The 21,303-nt window shown below is 51.0% G+C and carries 24 protein-coding genes and 1 tRNA gene; 7 read left to right on the forward strand and 18 right to left on the reverse strand.

Features of this window, described 5'->3' with window-relative positions:
* The first annotated feature begins 200 nt into the window (after positions 1-200).
* A complete protein-coding gene (gene arr / locus KNP02_RS08825; RefSeq protein ID WP_029595530.1) occupies positions 201-617 on the forward strand; it encodes an NAD(+)--rifampin ADP-ribosyltransferase in 417 nt (138 codons plus the stop codon).
* Positions 618-766: 149 nt separating this feature from the next.
* Here the strand turns inward: arr and KNP02_RS08830 are convergent, their stop codons facing one another.
* From KNP02_RS08830 to KNP02_RS08845, 4 genes are all read right to left on the reverse strand, one after another.
* A complete protein-coding gene (locus KNP02_RS08830) occupies positions 767-1,009 on the reverse strand; it encodes a hypothetical protein (protein WP_353047349.1) in 243 nt (80 codons plus the stop codon).
* 87 nt (positions 1,010-1,096) lie between these two features.
* A complete protein-coding gene (locus tag KNP02_RS08835; RefSeq protein ID WP_214708690.1) occupies positions 1,097-2,134 on the reverse strand; it encodes an ABC transporter permease in 1,038 nt (345 codons plus the stop codon).
* Entirely contained in the window at positions 2,134-2,994 is an 861-nt protein-coding gene (locus tag KNP02_RS08840; protein ID WP_034777554.1) for an ABC transporter permease subunit, read from the reverse strand. The genes KNP02_RS08835 and KNP02_RS08840 overlap by 1 nt, the downstream gene beginning before the upstream one ends.
* Positions 2,995-3,377: 383 nt before the next feature.
* Positions 3,378-3,794 carry a hypothetical protein gene (locus tag KNP02_RS08845; protein ID WP_214751504.1) on the reverse strand — a complete coding sequence of 139 codons (417 nt, stop codon included), beginning with the start codon at positions 3,792-3,794 and terminating at the stop codon, positions 3,378-3,380.
* Positions 3,795-3,869: 75 nt separating this feature from the next.
* Between KNP02_RS08845 and KNP02_RS08850 the strand changes: the two genes are divergently transcribed.
* The gene (locus KNP02_RS08850) at positions 3,870-4,277 is read left to right on the forward strand and encodes a hypothetical protein (protein WP_214708686.1); all 408 of its coding nucleotides are present in this window, start codon (positions 3,870-3,872) and stop codon (positions 4,275-4,277) included.
* A gap of 37 nt (positions 4,278-4,314) precedes the next feature.
* On the opposite strand, the gene KNP02_RS08855 is transcribed toward KNP02_RS08850, so the two are convergent.
* The 3 genes from KNP02_RS08855 to KNP02_RS08865 all read right to left on the reverse strand — a co-directional run bounded on the left by KNP02_RS08855 (position 4,315) and on the right by KNP02_RS08865 (position 7,157).
* On the reverse strand, positions 4,315-5,073 hold the full coding sequence (locus KNP02_RS08855; protein ID WP_214708698.1) for a DUF817 domain-containing protein: 759 nt from the start codon (positions 5,071-5,073) through the stop codon (positions 4,315-4,317).
* Positions 5,074-5,082: 9 nt separating this feature from the next.
* Positions 5,083-5,943, reverse strand: coding sequence for a metal-dependent hydrolase (locus KNP02_RS08860; RefSeq protein WP_214708684.1), 861 nt, complete (start codon positions 5,941-5,943; stop codon positions 5,083-5,085).
* A gap of 218 nt (positions 5,944-6,161) precedes the next feature.
* Positions 6,162-7,157, reverse strand: a complete 996-nt coding sequence (locus KNP02_RS08865) for a helix-turn-helix transcriptional regulator (protein WP_214708682.1) — start codon at positions 7,155-7,157, stop codon at positions 6,162-6,164.
* Between the two features lie 115 nt (positions 7,158-7,272).
* On the opposite strand from KNP02_RS08865, the gene KNP02_RS08870 reads away from it, so the two are divergent.
* On the forward strand, positions 7,273-8,118 hold the full coding sequence (locus KNP02_RS08870; RefSeq protein ID WP_214708680.1) for an alpha/beta fold hydrolase: 846 nt from the start codon (positions 7,273-7,275) through the stop codon (positions 8,116-8,118).
* A gap of 22 nt (positions 8,119-8,140) precedes the next feature.
* On the opposite strand, the gene KNP02_RS08875 is transcribed toward KNP02_RS08870, so the two are convergent.
* The 11 genes from KNP02_RS08875 to KNP02_RS08925 all read right to left on the reverse strand — a co-directional run bounded on the left by KNP02_RS08875 (position 8,141) and on the right by KNP02_RS08925 (position 17,061).
* Positions 8,141-8,560: a YhfM domain-containing protein gene (locus KNP02_RS08875; protein ID WP_214708678.1), complete on the reverse strand. Its 420-nt coding sequence runs from the start codon at positions 8,558-8,560 to the stop codon at positions 8,141-8,143.
* Positions 8,561-8,584: 24 nt separating this feature from the next.
* Positions 8,585-8,959, reverse strand: coding sequence for a YhfM domain-containing protein (locus tag KNP02_RS08880; RefSeq protein WP_251129236.1), 375 nt, complete (start codon positions 8,957-8,959; stop codon positions 8,585-8,587).
* A gap of 331 nt (positions 8,960-9,290) precedes the next feature.
* Positions 9,291-9,605 carry a hypothetical protein gene (locus tag KNP02_RS08885; protein ID WP_214708674.1) on the reverse strand — a complete coding sequence of 105 codons (315 nt, stop codon included), beginning with the start codon at positions 9,603-9,605 and terminating at the stop codon, positions 9,291-9,293.
* 181 nt (positions 9,606-9,786) lie between these two features.
* On the reverse strand, positions 9,787-10,203 hold the full coding sequence (locus tag KNP02_RS08890; RefSeq protein ID WP_214708672.1) for a YhfM domain-containing protein: 417 nt from the start codon (positions 10,201-10,203) through the stop codon (positions 9,787-9,789).
* 81 nt (positions 10,204-10,284) lie between these two features.
* Positions 10,285-10,572 (reverse strand): hypothetical protein, encoded by a 288-nt coding sequence (locus tag KNP02_RS08895; protein ID WP_034777537.1) that lies wholly within the window; start codon positions 10,570-10,572, stop codon positions 10,285-10,287.
* A gap of 107 nt (positions 10,573-10,679) precedes the next feature.
* Positions 10,680-12,098, reverse strand: coding sequence for a sucrose-6-phosphate hydrolase (locus tag KNP02_RS08900; protein ID WP_214708670.1), 1,419 nt, complete (start codon positions 12,096-12,098; stop codon positions 10,680-10,682).
* 18 nt (positions 12,099-12,116) lie between these two features.
* On the reverse strand, positions 12,117-13,547 hold the full coding sequence (locus KNP02_RS08905; protein WP_214708668.1) for a sucrose-specific PTS transporter subunit IIBC: 1,431 nt from the start codon (positions 13,545-13,547) through the stop codon (positions 12,117-12,119).
* Complete coding sequence (locus KNP02_RS08910; RefSeq protein WP_214708666.1) at positions 13,544-14,488, reverse strand: carbohydrate kinase family protein; 945 nt, start codon at positions 14,486-14,488, stop codon at positions 13,544-13,546. Before KNP02_RS08910 ends, KNP02_RS08905 begins: the two co-directional genes overlap by 4 nt.
* 109 nt (positions 14,489-14,597) lie before the next feature.
* Positions 14,598-15,587, reverse strand: coding sequence for a LacI family DNA-binding transcriptional regulator (locus tag KNP02_RS08915; protein WP_214708664.1), 990 nt, complete (start codon positions 15,585-15,587; stop codon positions 14,598-14,600).
* 47 nt (positions 15,588-15,634) lie between these two features.
* Positions 15,635-16,111: a GNAT family N-acetyltransferase gene (locus KNP02_RS08920; RefSeq protein ID WP_214708662.1), complete on the reverse strand. Its 477-nt coding sequence runs from the start codon at positions 16,109-16,111 to the stop codon at positions 15,635-15,637.
* A gap of 86 nt (positions 16,112-16,197) precedes the next feature.
* Complete coding sequence (locus KNP02_RS08925; RefSeq protein ID WP_214708660.1) at positions 16,198-17,061, reverse strand: cation diffusion facilitator family transporter; 864 nt, start codon at positions 17,059-17,061, stop codon at positions 16,198-16,200.
* A gap of 181 nt (positions 17,062-17,242) precedes the next feature.
* Here KNP02_RS08925 and KNP02_RS08930 point away from each other — a divergent pair, with 181 nt between their 5' ends.
* The 4 genes from KNP02_RS08930 to KNP02_RS08945 all read left to right on the forward strand — a co-directional run bounded on the left by KNP02_RS08930 (position 17,243) and on the right by KNP02_RS08945 (position 21,082).
* Positions 17,243-17,554, forward strand: coding sequence for a hypothetical protein (locus KNP02_RS08930; RefSeq protein WP_021067357.1), 312 nt, complete (start codon positions 17,243-17,245; stop codon positions 17,552-17,554).
* A gap of 38 nt (positions 17,555-17,592) precedes the next feature.
* Positions 17,593-18,378 carry a class I SAM-dependent methyltransferase gene (locus tag KNP02_RS08935; protein ID WP_214708658.1) on the forward strand — a complete coding sequence of 262 codons (786 nt, stop codon included), beginning with the start codon at positions 17,593-17,595 and terminating at the stop codon, positions 18,376-18,378.
* Positions 18,379-18,522: 144 nt separating this feature from the next.
* Positions 18,523-20,901, forward strand: a complete 2,379-nt coding sequence (locus KNP02_RS08940) for an immune inhibitor A domain-containing protein (RefSeq protein WP_214708657.1) — start codon at positions 18,523-18,525, stop codon at positions 20,899-20,901.
* Positions 20,902-21,011: 110 nt separating this feature from the next.
* Positions 21,012-21,082 (forward strand) — tRNA-Thr (locus KNP02_RS08945).
* The last annotated feature ends 221 nt before the right edge of the window (positions 21,083-21,303 follow it).

A 21,303-nucleotide genomic window follows, 5' to 3' on the forward strand; every position in this document is an offset into this window, starting at 1 on the left:
TTCACTCCCAATATGATTTAGTCCAGTGTACACAAAAACCCTGAGCAGTAGACTTTTTTTTAGTGTCTACTACTCAGGGTACAGTTTAAACGCTCTTCCCGTCTTTATTATATCGCGATTCTCGAACCAAAAACAGACTGTGTTCTCCTAAATCCATCCACTATACTGTGAAGACAGCCTGACTGAAGGAGAGATAAAGCATGACCGATGACATGAAACCGCTCGACCCCGGCCCGTTTTTCCACGGAACGAAAGCCGAACTGAAACTTGGAGACTTGCTTGAACCGAAGCGACGCTCGAACTATCAAGACAAGCAGTCGAACTACATCTATTTCACGGCCACTCTCGACGCCGCCAAGTGGGGAGCCGAACTGGCGAGCGGAAATGCGCGTGAACGAATCTACGTCGTCGAACCGACGGGCGACTTCGAGAACGATCCGAACTTGACGGACAAGCGCTTCCCCGGAAATCCGACCCGGTCTTACCGGTCGAACGCCCCGCTCAAAGTCGTGGCCGAACTCGGGGCTTGGGAACGCCACCTTGACGATGTGATCGCGCATATGCGCGACTCACTTGAGAAACTGCGACACGCTGGAGAAGATATGATTGAAGACTGACACGAAGTAGATACACCTTGAATAAATCGTACAGGAAGCGCTGATATTCAGGAGAAATCGATTATAACAAGCTTGATGCATGGATTAATCGAGTCAAATCACAATCTGAAGATTAATTTATCATAGGTTTCTCATAATATTGAGCGAATTCAATCACTATGAGTGGCTGCCCGTCTTGATGAAAAGAAAGTAAACATTCCACTGGCGATGGCTGAGAACACAATTTTAAAAAGAGAGTTGTGAGTAAAACCATCAATCACATATCCCTTCAGCTTTTGCAATAACGTGGCTTCCGGAATCCAATCAATCACATAACCGATTCCTAACATTACAGGAAGACTCATTAACAAGTACACCGAGACAAAAACGAGCATAATTGACTTCGTGTTCACCACCCTTACCTCCTTACTTTTACGACAATCAAATACTATAAGAAAGCGGATGGCATCAGAGTGTGATGTCATCCGTTCTCTTTGGATTCATGTTTGATTCATCTTTTGAAATGAGGCATCCGCATGCACAAGGGTGAACGGATCCGCGATCGACGCGGCTGCCGCCTCGGCTTGAGACATCGTCTCTTCCGTAACGACCGCTTCTTGTCGCCGTAACCGGAACGCCCGCTCGAGGCGGCTTGTCAGCAAGTTACTGAGGAAGACGAGCATCGACAATCCAATCGCAGGGACGAGGAACATGTGACTCGTCATCCAGGTCGTCGCCGTGAACTGCTTGAAATAATAGCCGAACATCGACGACCACTCAAACAGTGTCGGCATCACACCTTCGAATAAGTAAATGGTCCCTCCGAAAAAGACGCCGAACAAGGACAGATGAATGAGTAACATCAATGTTTGCACAAACTGTTGCATGAAGACGATCACCATCGTCGGGACGAGGTGCGGCCACAGGTGTCGCCTCACTCGATGCCAGACGCTGCCGCCTAACGTCTCGGCGACAATCATAAACTCTTGTTGGAGCAACTGCCGGATTTCTGTAATCAGGTACAGCGTGACGGCAGGTAGACCGATCAACACGAAGACCGTCAATTGAAGCGTCACGCGATCAACTAGCGGTGGCACCATCGTCGAGTCTGCGAACAACAGGGACGAAAACAGCATCATCATGGCAAGAAGGGAAATCGGTAGAATCAAAAACCCATCTAACAGCATTTTGAAAATTCGGTTCACCCGTGCCCCGCGAAAGGCGAGCGGAATCCCGACTACTAATCCAAGCGCCATCCGTCCGAGCGCCACGGTCGCACAAATACCGACCGTCCATTTGAACCCTTCGATCATCATTTGAAACAAATCATTCCCAGCGCGGTCGGTTCCGAGCCACTGATCTTTGGACGGTTCGAGCGGTGGAATGCCAATCAACCGTCCCTCATCGGAGTAACGGTTCAGGAATTGATCGACTTGACTATCTCGAAAAATCGTATTTCCGATGCTTAACAATAGCAAGCCCATCAAAATCGTAAAAACGATTAAGAAAACTGGGTCACGTAGCAGCGTACGACGCATCAAATCTCCCCTTTCCATGATTTCGGGATAAGCCACTCCGCCAGTAAATCCAATATGAAGATCGGGATATAGACGACCAACAAGATCACGAGTAGGATTGGCATCACAGGATTATAGACGACAAAACGGAAAATCCCTTGTACGTTGAACAAATATTCGATGATCAGGAGACTCGATAGCACCGTGATCAAATTCGAGCGGAAAAAAAGATAGAAGCGATACACCAAATTCGGAAGCAAGTGCTTCCAGAACAACCCTGCCGGCCGGACGCCTTTTGCCCGCGCCAACTCGAGAAACGGTGTCGCTTCCTCCTCGAGGATATGTTTCGTCAACCATTTGAGGAAGAAGAATAGAATGGTAAGCGTCAACGTCAAAATCGGTAGAAAACGTATGTATTCGGCAAACCCGCCAGCGACTTCAATTCGATCAAATCCGGTCGTCTTATGAATCGTGATCGCAAGATATTGTGAAAAGATGAGCCAAAATAAATCCGGGATCATCTCGAGCGTCTGGCTCGTTTGTTGGAGCACCGTGCGCACACGCTTCCCGCTCCGATAAAAGAAATAGGCGTACATAAGGGCGAACACAACTGAGACAACAAGTGATGTCGTAAAGATAATAAGAGTCTCTTTCATGAGCGGACCGAGATCTGGCAATAACGGTAACTCTCGTTGCGCTGTGACGTTGAAGTATGTAATCTCATCGAGTTTCGCCAACTGACTGAATTGTTGTTGAATCCCGTACCAGTAATTCGATGGCACGAACTCGAGTTGCACGACGAGCGACGGCAAAGCACTGATTGCAATCAATACAAAAATGGTGATGAAAAACTGAGCCGATTTTTGAGCAATCAAGTTCATTAAGTTCTCCCCCTTTCAAAAAACAAATACATTCTTATAACCGTTTCGAGCTTGCTTATAGACCATAAACTATAGAATCCAAAAAGCCGATTCCAAAATAAAGCATATCCTTCATCCCAAAGTAAATTTTCCCCATTTACACTGTTATGATTTTATCATAATCATTTATGAATAAAAACAATATTCCGAAAATTTCAGAAATTTAAATAGTTATTTGCTTTGACAGTTTCCACATTGAAATCGGCGTTCTTTACGACTCAACGATATCCATTGCACTCACCCTATTGCTTTATCGAAAAAGTAGATTTCAAATGATAATTGAATTCAGAGGATGAATGGCAGAAAAACCATTAAAAAAGTATCCTTCTAATTAGAAGAATACTTTAGTATGTTGAAAAGAGCGTATCGCCGTCTTTCGACTTCAACACATAGTCAACTCCAGTCGAATTCACTTTCGTCAACGTGATGGTACAATCAAACAACGTGCCCGGTCCATATGCGACGTCCTCCGGTATGTCCGGAAAATCATAAGAATCCTCTTCAAACCAGAGCGTCACGCCGCCTTGTTTCGACTGATTGTCAACGACATAGCAACTCCCAGTTTCCGTCTCATAACGGCCAAGCGCGCGATCATATGTATCAGGTACGGCAATCATAAAACAAACGATAGCTATGAAGACACTAAATATGGCTCCCAGCATTTTCATCAATTTGCGCTCGCTCCGCCATTGTGACATATATACAAATGTCGAAAGCACACAGATGAATCCGACAACCCAAAACGCAATTAATTGTGCCAACCTGATCACCTCTTTCATATTATACGAGCGTTACTGAATAATGTTTCATCATCCTATCAGATTAAGGAGTCCTATATGGCCCACTTCCTCAAGTTACAATCTATCTCCATTTTGCTCGCGGTCCTGCTATTAGTGAACATTCAACTGCTCGCCAACAGCGGACGGCTTTATTTGTTGATGGGTGATGCTTATATGCTAGCCATCACTATGTTCGGTCTTGTTTCACTCATCTTGTTCACGCGGCTCATCATCAAACGTGTCAGGCAACTCGCACCTTCACCATGGAACCTATCCCTGTACGTATTATGGCTCCCTTATTTGGCGCTGTTCACCTATGTCTGGACACAAATCGTCCCCGCCCCTGGTGAAGCGGCATGGCCAGGTCCGGCCGTCGGGCTATTGATTATCGCGCTCACGTTCGCGTTTCCGTTATACATATTCATCGTCCATATGGTTGCCCGCTCCAAACAACCCACGACCTAAAAAACGTGTGCGACCGCTTCCGGTTGCACACGTTTTTTCATGAGAGTTCCTGTCTCCGCTTCTGCCACGCCACGAGCAAGATGCTGATGATGACGAGCAGGAACCACGACGACAGTTTGCCGAGGTCGACGAGCGCCCAGCCGCTCAACTGGTTCGGATACGCCCACCCGTTATAGAACGTGACGATATTTTCTGCGAACCAGATGAAGCAGGCGATTAAAAAGAAGGCAAGGACAACGGGCATCGTGAAGCGGCGGTCGTCGAGCCGATACGTGACGATGGCCCGACCGAAGACGAGAAAAACGAGGCCGATTAACACCCAGCGCAAATCGAGCCAGACATGGTGCCAAAAGAAGTTGAAGTAAATGGCAATCCCGAGGCCGAACGCAATGAGCGGCGGTGGCATCTTGAGAAATTCCAAATCGAGTCGACGCCACGACTGGACGACGTAGCTACCGACGCTCGCATACATGAATCCCGCATAGAGCGGGACGCCAAACCATTTCGTCAGCGCTTCATCGGGATAACTCCACGACCCCATCTGGACTTTGAACAGCTCGAGGCCGAGCCCGATGACGTGGAACCAACTAATGACTTTCACTTCTTCCATTGTCTCGAGCCCCGTCTTGACGAGCACGACTTGGACGAACAGACACCAAATGAAGAGGACGTCGTAGCGCGGAATCGGAAAGTCGAACCATTTCGTCAACGCGAGCGCCCCGAAGATGGCGACCGGGAAGATGCAACTGAGTGCTTGTTCGTAACCGAAGATGAACAAATAACGGATGCGCCGCATCGTAATCACCTACAATTCGATGTATTCGTAAAGGAATGACGACTCACCGTCAAAGAAGCGCGGATCGTAGAGGCCGAGCCGCTCATCATCCTCGACGACGACCACGAACGGGGACCACTGTTTGAGCGTGATCGCTTCTTTATTTTCGGCGAAGAGCGGATTCAAATCGGCATCGTCCGCACTCGTCAACTCGTATTGGACCTCGGGTTCTTGATAGACCGAGTCACTGTAAATCGACACCGACTCATCGGTCTTTGTGACGACCGTGAACTGGGTCGGGATGAACGAGGCCGACAGCGCCACTTCATCGTGATCGGCGGCATACGACTGATACAAGTACGCCCCTTGCGCACTTTGAATCAAGACGTGCACGACGATGGCTGCCCAGGCGTAGCGATACACCGTATGACTGATGTCAGTTCGCCGTGCGATCAGCCAGGCGACGAGGAAAATGCCCCAATAGACGAAATCAACGATCGGGATGACACCGAACGTGACCCGGACATCCGATAACGGTTCGAAGTAACCCGTCCCCCAGGCGTTGAACAAGTCCGCCGTGTTATGGATGAACACGGACAAGAGCGCCCACCAGAAGTAACGGATATCGGTCACCTTGAACAAGACTCGTACGAGTATGTAGATGAGTAGCGCGAACAACGGGACGAGGAAAATCGAGTGAGTGATACCGCGGTGCCACATCTGATACATCCCTTCCGTGTCCCATAGTCGCGAGATGACGTCACTGTCCGGGATTTGACTCCCGACGAGCGTCGTGACGAACAAGGCCCGTTTTTCGTTTGTTTGTAAGTCTCGCTTGTCGGCCGCCCCGTAGAGCGTCAGACCGAACAGCGTATGGGTGATGGTATCCAACGGTCTCCTCCTTTTGGACGGAAAAGACATCCCCTCATGACGAGAAGGATGTCCGTCCTAGCTTATTTCTCTTGGTCCATTTTCATGGCGCGTCTTGCGACGACGGCGACAAAAATGACAGCGACAATCGGAATGATTAATGGCATCCAATCTAACATCCGCCTGTCCCCCTTCTACAAGTGTCGCAAGCAGTATATCATATCTTCAATTCAACCGTTTCAGTGAATGCTCGCCTTCGTATATCGTCCGGCCATCGCCTCGATTGTCTCGCGCATGTGGTCGCGGAGCGTGATCGGTTCGAGCACCTCGACTTGCGTGCCGAGCGACAAGAGCCAGAAGACGAACCCGTCGGATACGGCCGCATCGAAGCGGATGAGGAAGCGTTCTCCGTCTTGCGTGATCGAGACGTCTTCTCCGAGCTTGTCGAAGATGACCGGGAGGACGCGCTCGTCGACGGCAAGGACGATTTCCTCGTCGAGCCCGTTGTACATATTGAACGACTTTTGGAAGTAGTCATCCGGCAAATGATGTTTCATGCGCGGCGTATCATCCTCGACAATCTCTGAGTTGACGATGCGGTCGACGCGATAGTTTCGGATTTCCCCGATCGACTCATCGATGCCAATCAAATAATATTGCTCATGGTTCCAGTGCAAGTCAATCGGATTGACGACATAACGCTCGCCGTCACGGCGAAGCGGGAACGTTCGCTTCGTGGCGTCAAAGCCGACGACGTCCGTATATTGGAACGAGATCGCTTTTTGTTCCTGGATTGCACGTTGGATGCGATCGATATGGTACGGAATCTGTCCGTGTTTCTTCTTCGGTGTCTTAATGATCGACTGGAGCGTTTCCGCTTCCGGAATACTCGTCAGTTTTTGAAGTTTCTCGACGATCCGCTCTGTCACGTCCTCCGAGATGAACTTCGCCGCGACGATAGCGTCGACCATCATCCGGAGCTCATGGATTTCAAACAAACGGGCCGAATGCCAATATTTTTTGGCGAGGCCGTTCTTCTCGAGCTCATCCTGCACCTCGAACCCCGAATCGGTCAATGCTTGGATGTCGTCTTTCACTGATTTTTTTGCTAACTTAGAAGTATCTCCGATCGTTGATAAATATTCGAGCAAGTCTTCTAACGTCTTCGGATGGTTGTCATCTGTATGGCGTTCGAAAAACCGTCTCACCTCGAGTAACCGTTCTCGGTTGTTCACGGTTTAATCCCCTTTCACTTCTTTATGTAAAATATGTATAAACAGACAGTAGCATGTTATTTCCATGAAATAAAGGTATTTTCCATTACAAATCGTTTAAGGAGGCCCTTCTGCAGTGAAACATTATGCACACGTCAACGGCACGAAAATCGAATATATGGACCGCGGTCACGGTCCGGTCATCGTCCTGATTCATGGGACCCAATCGTCAAGCCTCGAACCGTACCATGTGGACCGGCTCGTCGTGTCCGGTTTTCGGGTTATTGTCCCGTCTCGTCCGGGCTACGGTGAGACGCCGTACTCATTTTCGGCCTCGCCGCAAGCGTTCGCCGCGAACTTACGTCGTTTGCTCGAAGTGATGTCGATTGAGCGTTATCACGTGTACGGCATCTCGGCCGGCGGGCCGACGGCAATCGAACTTGCGTCACAGAACGAGCACGCGCTCAGTCTTACGCTCGCGGCCGCGGTGACGAGCGTCGTCGATTTCCCGTATCGTAGTTACGTCAGCCGTAACGTCGCCCAACCGGCGTTCATCGCGCTTCAGTTCGCGATGAAACAGTTCGTCGCCCGCGCAATTCAAAAACAACCGTTCGAGGCGACGGCCCGCATGATTCAATCGACGAGCCTGCTCGCATTAGACGTCATCCGCGACGAAGTGACCCCGTACGATATCTTCCTATTGAAACGAGTAGCGAACCAAATGGCGTTCGGTCTCGGTGCCCAGTTCGACCTTCGACAACAAGTGGCCGATGAAGCGCTGCTCGGGGTGACGTGCCCCACGTATATCGTCCACTCTAAAAATGACAAGGCCGTGCCGGTCCGTCACGCACATCACGCGAAGCGGCTCATCCCGCACGCCCAGCTCACCATCTTGAACAGTCCCGGCCATTTGATTTGGATCGGCCGTCAAGCGCGAAAGAGCGAACAACAGATTGAGCGCTTTATCCGCTTTAACTCGTAAGACGCCGATGCGGGCGTCTTTTTTAGTCGCCTGACTCGAGCAGTTCAATCAATTCCTCCGTCACGTCAGCCGGGAGGCGGTACCCGACGTTCGTGTCGTCCGCATCGTAAAGGCTACTGACCGATTTCGGATCATCGTTCAGCCAAAGATAATAGCGGTCCGCCTCCCCGTCCTCGAAGCGGATTTCGATATCGTATTCGGGCCCAACCACATTGGCGACACCGGGAAGTTCGTCTGCCTCACGCAGCATGTCTTCGAACACTCGAATCGATTCCGATTCGTCGAACGTGACGATATCGCGCTCTTGAAAACTGCTGAATCCGTCCGATTCCGAGACGCGGACTTCTTCAATCCCATCCGTCCGAAAATCGTTCGAGCCGCAACCCGATAACATAAAAACCATGACGGTAATTGCCCCGATTTGCCTCATTGCTTGCTTCATCAGCCATCACCTCGCATTGAACGTTTACCGTTGCTCGAGCAGTCTGATCAACTCATCTGTCACGTCTGCCGGGACGAGATACACCGTATGTGTATCATTCACATCCATGATGCTCGTCGGCATGCCTAAGTCGCCGAGCCAGACGTAATAGCGATCCACTGTCTCATCTTGATACTGGACTTCCACATCATATTCAGGCGTTGCCATATTTACGACGCCCGGTTGCTGTTCCGCATTCCGAATCATGTCCGCAAACACTTTGACGTCCTCGAGCTCGTCATATGTGATGACATCGCGGTCTTGGAAACTGCTGAATCCGTCCGATTCCGAGACGTGGACTTCTTCAATCCCATCCGTCCGAAAATCGTTCGAGCCACAGCCGGTCAAAGCAATTGTCAAAACTGTTAGAGCGACTAAAGTACCTATCCGTTCTCGCCTCATAAGTCACCTCTGCCTCTTGTAATGAATAACTAAGCACTTATGTAAATCATTTGTGTTCCCAATCAAAGTAATCTTCATCCCAATCGATATCATCCTCTTCAACGAGTTCTCGTTTCAACAGCAACCCGTTGCCAAACATGATTCTTGCCTCTTCGATAAGCGATTCCAGATCGGACGAATCTATCTGGTCCGTCAATTGATAGAAACATCCGCTTTCGATTCGTTCTCGATTAAACCATTCGAATGCGTCAATATCAGACGCATCCCCAAAGGCCAGCAAATCATCGCTTCAATAATTGAACCACGAGACTTCTTCTGGTTTGAGAAACCAAAAATTTTCCCGGTCATAATCATAAAGCGAAGATTTGGAGCTAGGGTCCATACACATGGCAGCTCGATATGGGTTAAGTTCGATACACATCGCTTTAAATAGAGTAAGCCATCGATTTGGCCGGTCGTTGTAATGGGTTTTCGATAGACTGAGCGAGATATACACACTAGTTGTTCCGTCATAACTTGGATTGATGAGTAGAAAACTTTTTCGTTTATGCAGGCGCGCAAAAAAATCAGACATACCATCCTGTTCGACACCCCACATATTCATGAATCGTTCTCGTGAAAAGGTATGTTGATGGGCTCAAAATAGCCGAGAAAGCCAATTTCCACATCGTACTTGTCAAAAAATTGAAGGAGCTTTTCACCATACGTTTTGTTCGAAAGATCCTTATCGAAGCGAAAACTCAAATTAATGTAATCCATTTTTCATAACCCTCACGTTCCCCACCTTATACGTCCACCCCGAGCACTTGAATCAACTGATTCGTCATATCTCTCGACACGCGATAGATGAGATGCGGATGCGTCACATCCATCAAAAAACTCGGTTGATGTTTCTGTCCGAGCCAAAGATGATACTGTGCCATCATCCCGCCCTTCCAATGAAGCTCCAAGTCAAAGTCCGGTTCCCCGTGAATGGAATCTTCGAGCGCATCATCTGCATTACGCAGCATGTCCGCGAACGATCTCACTTTTTCGATTCCATTGAACATGATGAAATCTGTCTCATTGAACGAACCAATTCCTGACGACTCAGCAACTCTCGCTTGAATCATCTCTTCTCTATTCAACTCATTCTCCTCTGAGTTCATAAATGCTTTGAACATCGCCGAAGCCCCTGTGAAGATTGCCCGATCTAGTTTCATGTCCTTCACCCCATTCATGTTGATCGTTATCTTTTACGAAAATCCGGACGAAAGGTTTCACAAATTTTGACATCGGATCATTCAGGCCTGTTTTCGCATTCGCTCCAAGAAAATCGGCAACATGTTCAATAGAATCGAGATGCTCGTTAAGACCCACCACGCTCGTCCCATACCTGGTATGACATCTGCCAACGCACTCCAATCCTCCGCTTCGACCCAGACCGACAAATGGCTATAATCCGCGCATACTGTCAATGCGGTCAAGGACAACGCAAGCGCCATCGGTAGCTTATAGTCTTTACCGACGTTGAACGTATACAAATTGAACAGTGTCGCCCCAATCGCCAGTACTCCTAAAACCATCCACACGTAAATCATCCCCTATGCTATATGTAATTTATTCCCTATTTCTAGAATAGCATATAGAGTTCATTCTGTAGGTAAACAAAAAAGCCAAGCCGAAGCTCAGCTCTTCCTTATTGATACGTCCAACCGGTCAGACTCGCAGTCGCGCCTTCGTAACGCAACTGTTTCTCGAGCTCGCTCGGGAAGACGCGGAGTGTGGCGACCGCCTCACCGTCATTGACGAAGCATTCGACACTTGACGAGTCGACGAACACGTGAAGCGACGTCACATGAATCGCTTTCGTCCGTGTCGTGCCAAACTCGGTCGCGAACGGCTCTCCGGCATTCGTCCGGTCGATCGTCAATTCGCCTGCCGTCGCGTCGTAACGAATGACGAGTGACTCATTCTCGACCTGAAGCAGGTCGAGCGTGAAGTCTGACCCATCCGTTTTCACCTCAAGCTCATACCGGTCCGGTGTCGCGACGCTGATTGATGTGCCGGACGCGTCGAGGAATGTGTCTTGGCGAAGCGTTGTCATCTCCGCCACCGGACGCTGCTTGAGCATCCCTTCCTCAATTGTGAGCACACGCGGTAACGTCAAGGCGTGGGCCCAACCGAAGCGGTCCGTCGGATACTCGATTTCAGGGAGTCCCATCCAACCGACGAGAACGCGTCGTCCGTCCTGTTCTGTCGTCTGTGGGGCGTAAAAATCAAACCCGAAGTCGAGCTCCTCGAACGCTCCGTGGGTGAATGTTAACGTCTCAACGTCGAGCTTGCCGATCAAGAACCCAGACTGATAGATGTTGTGATAGCGATGCCCGTCCGGTTCAATCCCTTGCGGCGAGAAGACGAGGACGTGCTGCCCGTTCAGTTCGAAAACGTCGGGACATTCCCACATGTAGCCGAACCGTTCGAGTCCCGTCTTGATTTCACCGAGGAACGTCCAGTCATCCAAGTCGACCGAGCGATACAAGACGACGCAACCCGTCTCGTCCGTACGTTGTGCGCCGACGACGGCGTAATAGGCGCCGTCCTCGAGCCACACTTTCGGGTCACGGAAATGTTCCGTGTACCCGGCCGGCACGTCCGGAATCGCGACATTGCGACGTTCGATCTTGCCATCCCGCAACACGCCGATCACTTGCGAGGCGTGACGCGTCCAGTCATCCGTCCGGTGATTGCCCGTGTACATGACGTGGAGTTCCCCGTCTTTCACGAACCCGCTGCCTGAATAGGCACCGTGTGAATCTTCGGTCGTCTCCGGGACTAACGCCACCCCGCGGTCCGTCCACGTGACGAGGTCGGGTGATGTGACATGATACCAATGTTTGAGACCGTGTACCGGTCCGAGCGGGAACCACTGATAGAACATGTGATATTCCCCGTTGTAATACGTGAATCCGTTCGGGTCGTTCAGGAGTCCCGTCGGCGGTTGGATATGGTATCCGAACCGCCACGGGGAAGCTGCCGTCTTCGTGCGGAGCGTCTCCATCTCGAGGGCACTCACGTCACGTAACGAGCGGTAACGCTCTGCCTTCGTCCAACTCATAACATCACTTCCTTTTTCTTATGCTGCTTGTTTGACTGCTTCTTTTTTCGCTTGGCGTTTCGCAAGCACGAACGTCAATCCGAAGGCGACCGCGAAGGCGATGGCCATACCGATGATATACGAGACGATCGACGCTGGTGCGATCGAGATGATCCCTGGGAGACCTGCCGCACCGAGGGCGACGGCGAGGACTTCACGTCCGACGATGAACGCCGAGGCGACCCCTGAACCGATGATGGCCGCGATGAACGGATAGCGTAGTTTCAAGTTAACCCCGAACATGGCAGGCTCAGTGATCCCGAGGAGTGCCGAGATACCAGATGCCGAAGCGACACCTTTCATCTTCTGATCACGTGTCAAGAAGAAGACAGCGAGTGTGGCCGCACCTTGTGCGACGTTCGACATGGCTGCGATTGGGAAGATGAATGATCCGCCCGTGCGTGCGATATCGGCAAGAAGTTGCGTCTCGATGGCGATGAAGCTGTGGTGCATCCCTGTGATAACGATTGGCGCGTACAAGAGACCCATGACGAGACCGCCGAAGAAGCCGAGTGAGTCGTACGTCCAAACGAGACCGTCGATGATCAAGTTACCCGCTTCGCGTGTGATCGGTCCGACGAAAGCGAACGTGACGAACGCCGTGACGAGGAGCGAGAGAAGCGGTGTGAGCAAGATGTCGAGTGATGCTGGCATGAATTTACGGATATTGATTTCAAGTTTCGACAAGATATAAGCGGATACGAGGACCGGTAACACTTGTCCTTGGTAACCGAGTTTCTCGATTTCAAAGCCGAGAATGTTCCAAACCGGGATATCACCGACCGTTGCTTGCGCATAGGCGTTGACGAGATCCGGGTGAACCATGATCATCCCGAGCGCGGCGCCGAGGTACGGATTACCCCCAAACCGCTTGGCGGCGGAGAACCCGATCAAGACGGGCAGGAAGACGAAGGCGGCGTTCGCGAACGTGTTGATCATCGCGGCGAGATCGGCGATGCCTGGGTACTGATCGATGAGTGAGCTTCCTTCGAAGAACAAATCAGGTGCCGTGAGCAAGTTGTTGATCCCCATCAAGAGACCGCCGGCGACGATGGCCGGGATGATTGGGACGAAGATATCAGACAACATTTTGACGAACTGTTGGAGCGGGTTGCCTTTCTTCGCGCCGGCCGACTTGACGTCGCTTGTCGACATATCGCCGAGGCCTGTCAATTGGGCGAACTCAGCGTACACCTTGTTAACCGTACCTGCACCGATGATGATTTGATACTGGCCACCGGTCGAGAACGTTCCTTTGACGACGTCGAGGGCGTCAAGTTTCTTCTCGTCGACTTTCGATTCGTCGTTCAAGACGAGGCGGAGCCGGGTCGCACAGTGGGCCGCGGCGGCGACGTTGTCTTTCCCGCCGAGAGCCTCTAAAATCACTTCTGCTTCTTGTCTGTAGTTCATGCTGGTTTGCCTCCTAGCGTTTCAAGCACGCGTTGTTGTGTTGGTATGGCCGGAATCGCGCCGTATGCCGTGCACGTCAAAGCGCCGGTCACATTCGCGTATTCGATATCCTTCAGTAAGCGCTCGTCATCGATTCCTAGAGTCGCTAAGCGATACAAGTAGGCGCCGACAAAGGCGTCACCCGCTCCCGTCGAATCGACGCTTTCAATTTTCACTGAAGCGATGACGTCTTTGACGTCTTTCGTCGCAATCAGTGTCCCGCGCGAGCCGAGCGTGATGGCGATCCGTTTCGCACCCGTTTCGAGAAGCGACGCGATCGCTTGATTTAAATCGTCAAGCCCAGTCAACAAGTGCGCTTCTTCCTCGCTCAACTTGACGAAGTCTGCTTCGGCGATGAAGTGGAGCGAATCTTGTTTGAACGCCTCGAGGTCGGTCACAAGCGCGTCACGGTAGTTCGGATCGAACGAGACGAACAGGCCGTCACGCTTGGCGAACTGGAGCAGTTTGAAATAAGCGTTCTTTAACTCACCGTCGAGGAGTGCCGTCGCCGATCCGAAATGGACGATGTCTCCAGGCTTGAAGGCCGACAAGTCGATTGACTCGAAGGCATAGTCGCCATCGCTGCCGCGTCGGAACGTGAAATCTCGTTCCCCGTCTTCTTGAATCGACACGAATGCGAACGTCGTGTCACCTTCCTCCACCAAGTTTTCGACGCCGACGCCGTTGTCGACGAGCGTCTGTTTTAAAAAGCGTCCGAACGGGTCTGCCCCGACTTGACCGAGGAAACTTGAATTTCCTCCGTGTTTACTGACGACCGCCGCGACGTTTGCCGGTGCGCCCCCCGCTTTCTTTACGAATGTCGTTCCGTTGACGAGGTCGCTCGATGCGTCATCGCAAACCCAATCAATCAATAGTTCACCAATGCAATGTACGGTGTTCATCCGTCCACCTCCATGTCTGAATGTCGTGCTTCGTGCCATTTATCGAACCGGTTCCAAAAACAAATAAAAAATGTTGCGGAACCGGTTCCGCAACACAAATGTAATCGATTTAATTTAAAATGTCAACGCTTTCTCGCAGTTTTAATTCAAAAGTTGTGAACGTTTTCATCGGGATGGTTTCGCCTGTTAACAATTGGAGAATCATGTCAGCCGCACGAGACCCTGTCCGACGGTATGGAAGATGCACCGTCGTGATCGCTGGATGGAGCACTTCGGTGAAATCATAGCCGCCGAATCCGCTCACCGAGATATCCACCGGCACCGACTTGCCACCGTTCGCGAGCCCTTTCAAGACACCGAGGGCGATGTTGTCGGTCGCACAGACGATGAGCGTCGCGTCATCGGTCGCCTCGGCGATCCGTTCCCCAATCGGGATGGCGTCGTCAATTTTGAACGTCGTCGTATACGTCGTTACGTTCGCGCCTGCTTCTTTGAACGCATGCAGAAAACCATCGCGCCGTGCCTGTCCGACGGCGATGTCGTACGGACCGACCCCGACATACAGGACATCACGGTGCCCCCAGTCCATGAACTGCCGTCCGAGAGCGTACGCCGCGTCGAAATCGGGATAAACGAGGCTATGGACGTGTTCATGCTCTTGACCGATCAACAAAACCGGGATTTGGATGTCTTGGATCGCCTGCAAGTGCCGCGGCGTCACGGTCGTCCCTAGCCAGATGATGCCGGCCACTTTCTGCTTTGCCAAATTATACAACTGCTCGATCTCGCGTTCGGTCTGTTGGGCCGTGTTAACGACAAGCATTTGATAACCGCACTCGGTCAACCGCTCGTCGATGCCCATCATCGTACGCGAAGCCGCATAGGAATCAAGACGAGGGACGATGACACCAATCATTTTCGTCTGTTTCGACTTTAAGCTTTGCGCAAACTGGTTCGGTTCATAGTTCGTCTCCTGGATGACCCGCTCAATCTTGTCGCGTGTCGCTTGTCCGACCGAGCCCCCGTTCAAATAACGGGAGACGGTACTTTTGGCGACCCCGGCAAGTTTGGCGATGTCGTTGATTGTCACTTGTTTCATCGGTAAAACCTCCATACGAAAAAACTGACGCGTCAGACGCCGTCAGTTCAGTGGTTGATTACATATCGCTTTTTAAAGTTTAAATAGTAAAGGCCGTTCCGTTTCTCGAAGCCGTTCTTCTCAAGGACACGGCGTACCGCTTCCTGATGTGGACTCGTCGGCGGGATGCCGGCGCGGACGGTATGTCCTTCTCTTAAGTCGGATTGTTCGAGCGCGAGGCGCAAGCCTTCTGTCGCATAGCCATTGCCCTTGAAGGCGTCGAACACCATCAAATCGAGCTGATAGACGCGAGCGAGTTTCAAGAGCAACACTTTTCCGACGACTTGACTATCGACACGGAGGTCGTAATAGAAGTCCTCCCCATAGCTATGGGCGTCGGCTGAGTACACCTGCTCTTCGCCCATCTCGACAAAGATGCCTTTTAACTCTTCGGCTGACATGCCGTAAGAACTTTGACCGTATTTTTTAAAATGCTCATATTCGATCTCATCAATCTGACGAATAGGTTGACGCACGATTTCCATCCCGTGCCCTCCTTAACAGTTATCTCATTGTCTTTCCACACTCATTATATACGAACGGCGCCGTGAAGCGCAAAAGATAACCGAAATCAGATCGGTTCGATGTGAATGTGGACTGTATCGACGGCATGGTGTTCGTCGAGTTCGCGCTCGATGTCATCACATAAATCGTGCGCCTCCTCGACGGTGAGGCTTCCTTCGACGGCAATCGTCACATCGAGCATGACGTGATTGCCGAGGTGACGTCCTTTGATTTCACGGACTTCCTTGACGGCATCGAAATGCTGAATCGTCTCTTCGTAGGAATCGACGAGATCCGGCGGGAATCCGTCAGAGAGCTGATGTGTCGCATCGAGAAAGATTTGAATCGCGGTCCGGATGATCATTCCCGCAATCAAGACGGCGAGAACCGTATCCATCCAAGGCAATTTAAAGTAAGCGAAGAGAACGCCGAGCGTAGCCCCGATCGAGATCATGGCATCGGCCAAATTATCTTTCGCGGCCGCTTTCAAGGCGAGCGACCGGGTTTTCTTGGCCAAGTTCGAATTGTACGCATACACGCCGAACATGACAAGTGCACTTAAGAACGCGACGACAGCAGCAAGCGGGTTCGGTTCGACGTATTCACCACCGATTAGAGTGGCGATGCTGTTCAATAGAACGAACACCCCGACGGCGACCATGATCAGCGATGCGACGAGCGCGGCGAGTGTCTCCATTTTGGCGTGACCGTATTTATGTTCGGCGTCTCGGGGCAGTGCGGCGATGCGAATGCCGATATAGACGGCGATTGATGCGATGATGTCGGTCGTATTATTGAATCCGTCGGCGAGGACGGCCTCCGAATTGTACACCAAACCGAAGACGACTTTTAATACAGATAAGACCAAATACGTCGTGATCGATAAAATGGCGCCTTTAAGCGCTTTTGGTGGATGAGTTGTCGACTGCATCCGACCACCTCCTTTTTAGCTAAGTCAGTATACCAGTTGAGATTCATGTGGGCATAGAGAAACAGTGTTTCCCACAGCCAATAAAAATGGAATATATTCCCGGTGGTTTCGTTGTTCGAAAATTATGGTAAAGTAAATGGGAAGAGACAACAGGGTTATCCCCATAAAAGAGGTGAAACAAATGTTTACGGAACGTGATGGAATCAAGCTTCGGTTGGAACAAATTGACAGATTGCTCGCTGATTTGAACCGAGAAGCAAAACAATTGATGGCTCGTCTACGCGAACTCGACGCAAGCGGTGAAAACCCGCATGAGGTCACCCTCAAGCCGGAAGATCGTGACACGCTCAAATCGTCAATCGACGAAACGCTCGAGGCGCTCCAGAGCCGCTCGAAACGCCCGATTAACCCGAACGACGAGAAGAAGAAAGAACTTGCCTCTCACAAGGCACTCATCGACGAGTTATCGGATTTACTCAGCAAGAAAAAATGAGACGCTTCTGCGTCTCATTTTTTCAGTAAGGAGAAACTATGACTTATATCGTTACAACTTGTTTACGCCCGACTGAGGCAACCATCGAACGGGCCGAGGCCCATGCGGCGACTTATGGCGCCCATTTCGTCACCCGTCGCAAACATTCCATCGACACGTTAAAACAACGTCACCATGCCGGCGTGCTCGTATTTGATAAACGTCGCGTCGAATACACCCCTCTCGCCGGAGATGAACCGTTCTTTTTCCACCCATCGAGCTCGGTGTTCCGTGTGAAGCAGCTTGCGCGTGGCGGGAACGATCCGCTCGTCGATGCCGCCGCAATCAAACCGGGTGACCGGGTCCTCGACTGTACGCTCGGGCTCGGCTCCGACAGTATCGTCCTCAGTCATGCCGTCGGTCCGTCGGGTCGCGCCGTCGGGATCGAGAGCGAATTTGTCACAGCGATGCTCGTCAAGGAAGGGCTAACCGTTTGGGAAGAAAAAGAGCCCGCCGTCAATGAGGCGATGCGTCGGCTCGAGGTCGTTTGGACGGATGCCCTCACCTATTTGAAGACATGCCCGGACGATTCATTCGATGTCGTCTACTTCGACCCAATGTTCGAAAAGACGATTTCAGAATCGGTTCACTTGAACCCATTACGATCCCTCGCCAACACGAATCCGCTGTCTCTTGAACTCATGATGGAGGCCCGTCGTGTTGCATCCAGACGAATTGTCCTAAAGGCTCACTTTGAGAGTGAGACGTTTGAAACGTTTGGTTTTAAAAGGATTGTTCGTAAAACATCCAAATTTCATTACGGCATCATCGATGTAGAGACTTGACCCCTTAGGTCTTTAGGACCATTCGGGACGAAAGTCTCTTTTTCAAATTATTATTTTCTGAATATTGACATTAATCAGACACAAGTTTAACGTTAGATTCAAGCTCACACAATATCCCATTATTTTCACAGGAGGTTAGTACAAATGAAAAAACGTTCCATCCGTCGTACGACGCTCGCCGTCGCATTGACATCGGTCATGAGCGTCAGTGCGATCCCGGCCGTCGGTGCCGCTCCACTCGCCGCCTCACCGTTGCCAACCCCAAGCTCGACCGCTCCATTCGATCACAACATCATCGATGAGGATCGGCTCGCTAAAGCGCTCGAGAAACGAGGCGTCATCAAAAAAGGGCTTTCGGCCACCGAGCGCCAAAAAGCCGTCGATGCCTATATCGAGAAGAAACAAGGCGGTGCGAAAGACGTCCATAAGCACGACGATAAGTTAGACAAAAAAGCAGCCAAAGCAAAAGAGAAGATACATAACCAATTCGAGAAAGAATCGAAACGTCTCCTCGACAAAGCGAAAAAAGGACAAGCGAACTATCGCAAAGGCAAGCCGAACGGTCAAGTCAAAGTCGACCCGGCCAAACAGGCAGGCTATAACGGCGCCGTCCGTGAAGACAAAGTCCTCGTCCTTCTCGTCGAGTACAGCGACTTCAAACATAACAACGTCGTTCAAGAAGAAGGTTATCTGTATAGCGACAACTTTAGTAAAGAACACTACGAGCAATACATGTTCGGCGACGAATCGTTCGAACTGTTCAACGGTGAGAAAGTCCAAACGTTCAAGCAGTATTATGAAGAACAGTCGGGCGGCAGTTACACGGTTGACGGCACTGTCTCGGACTGGTTGACCGTCCCGGGCACAGCGAAAGATTACGGCGGTGACAATCCGGCCGGCGGGAATGACAACATCGGGCCAGGTCCGCGTCAACTCGTTAAAGACACGTTGAACGCTGCGGTCGCTTCAGGCATGGACCTCGCCGAATACGATCAGTACGATTTATATGACATCGACGGTGACGGCGACTTCAACGAGCCGGACGGCTTGGTCGACCACTTGATGATCATCCATGCTGGTACCGGCCAAGAAGCTGGTGGCGGTGTCCTCGGTGACGATGCAGTCTGGTCACACCGTTGGGTCGTTGGCAACAGCCCTTACCGCGTAGCAGGTACGGAAGCAGCTGTCCCATACTGGGGCGGTCAAATGGCGGCATTCGATTACACAATCCAACCTGAAGACGGCGCAGTCGGCGTCTTCGCTCACGAATACGGTCACGACCTCGGTCTTCCTGATGAGTACGATACACAGTACACAGGTCAAGGCGAACCGGTCCAATCATGGTCAATCATGAGCGGCGGCAGCTGGGCTGGTAAAGTGGCGGGTACAGAGCCAACGAGCTTTTCGCCACAAAACAAAGAGTACTTCCAAAAATTGATGGGCGGCAACTGGGCGAACATCACGGAAGTCGACCTTGAAGACATCACGCAACAAGGTTTTGTTTCGAAACTCGATCAATCGGTGACGAAATCAACCAACCCTGGATTGTTGAAAGTGAACCTTCCAGACAAGAAAGTAAAAGGCATCGAACCAGAATACGGTGAGTATTACTACTACTCGACAAAAGGCGATAACTTGCATACTGAACTCTCGACACCGACGGTCAAACTTGGAGCGGACGGTACACTTGCTTTCGATACACGTTATCAAGTCGAGACTGACTACGATTACCTCTATGTCAAAGCACTTAGCGGCGGCAAAGAAGTCGTCCTTGACGTCTACGGCGATGACAACACTGGAAACGGTGCGGAATCGACGAACGGCGCTTGGGTGAACAAATCGTACGACTTGTCACAGTTCGCTGGTCAAGACGTACAAATCGTCTTCGAATACGTGACGGACGGTGGTCTTGCCCTTGAAGGGTTCGCCCTTGACAACTTGTCGATCACGTCAAGCGGACAATCGCTCCTCGCTGACGATGCGGAAGGCGCAGAGAAAGTCACGCTCGACGGCTTCGTCAAGTCGGACGGCTATGACACTAAACCGCACTACTACTACCTCGAATGGCGCAACCATGAAGGCGCTGACACTGGTCTCTTGAACGGCCGTGGCGTCAAGTACAACACAGGTCTCGTTGTCTGGTATGCGGATGATTCGTTCTCAGACAACTGGGTCGGCATCCATCCGGGTGAAGGTTTCCTCGGTGTCGTCGACTCGCACCCTGAGGCACTTATCGGCAACTTGAACGGTCAAGACACAGTCGCTGGCAGCACGCGTTACCAGATCGCAGACGCGGCGTTCAGCTTAGACAAGACGCTCCCTTGGTACATCGATTCACCGAGCCGTGGCATCTATGACTACAAAGCTCAACCAGGCGTGAAACAGTTCAACGACGCCAACACGTACATCAACTCGCTCATCCCAGATGCGGGCCGTAAACTTCCACAATACGGACTCGTCGTCGACGTCGTCGGCGAAGCGAAAGACAACTCGGCTGGAGCTGTTTGGGTCCGGACGAAGTAAGCTTGATTCAACGCACCCCCGCCCTTCTCACCATGAGGAGGACGGGGGTCTTATTATTCTAAAAAAGCTTGAAATTTCATGACAGACTGTGTAACATACTAGATGTAACCGCCTCTGTAGGTTAGTGGCAGACCTCAGCAATGGTAATGCTGCAGCACGAGTTCGATTCTCGTCGGAGGCATCAATTATACCGCTCAACCAAGCGGTTTCGAGCACTTCCTGTAATTATCAGGAGGTGCTTTTCTTTTGCACGTGCACAGTTTGTGCACAGTAGCTTCAGAGCGATGAAATTGGTGAATTCCGGCACGGGTTCGTTCTGGACTTGCTTCATCAAGAAGACCTATTGCATTATGTACCATTTTGAGAGCGCGGATCAGTTCATTCGAAATCGTCATATGACTA

Source organism: Exiguobacterium sp. s40, from assembly GCF_018617905.1.
GTDB lineage: Bacteria > Bacillota > Bacilli > Exiguobacteriales > Exiguobacteriaceae > Exiguobacterium > Exiguobacterium mexicanum_A.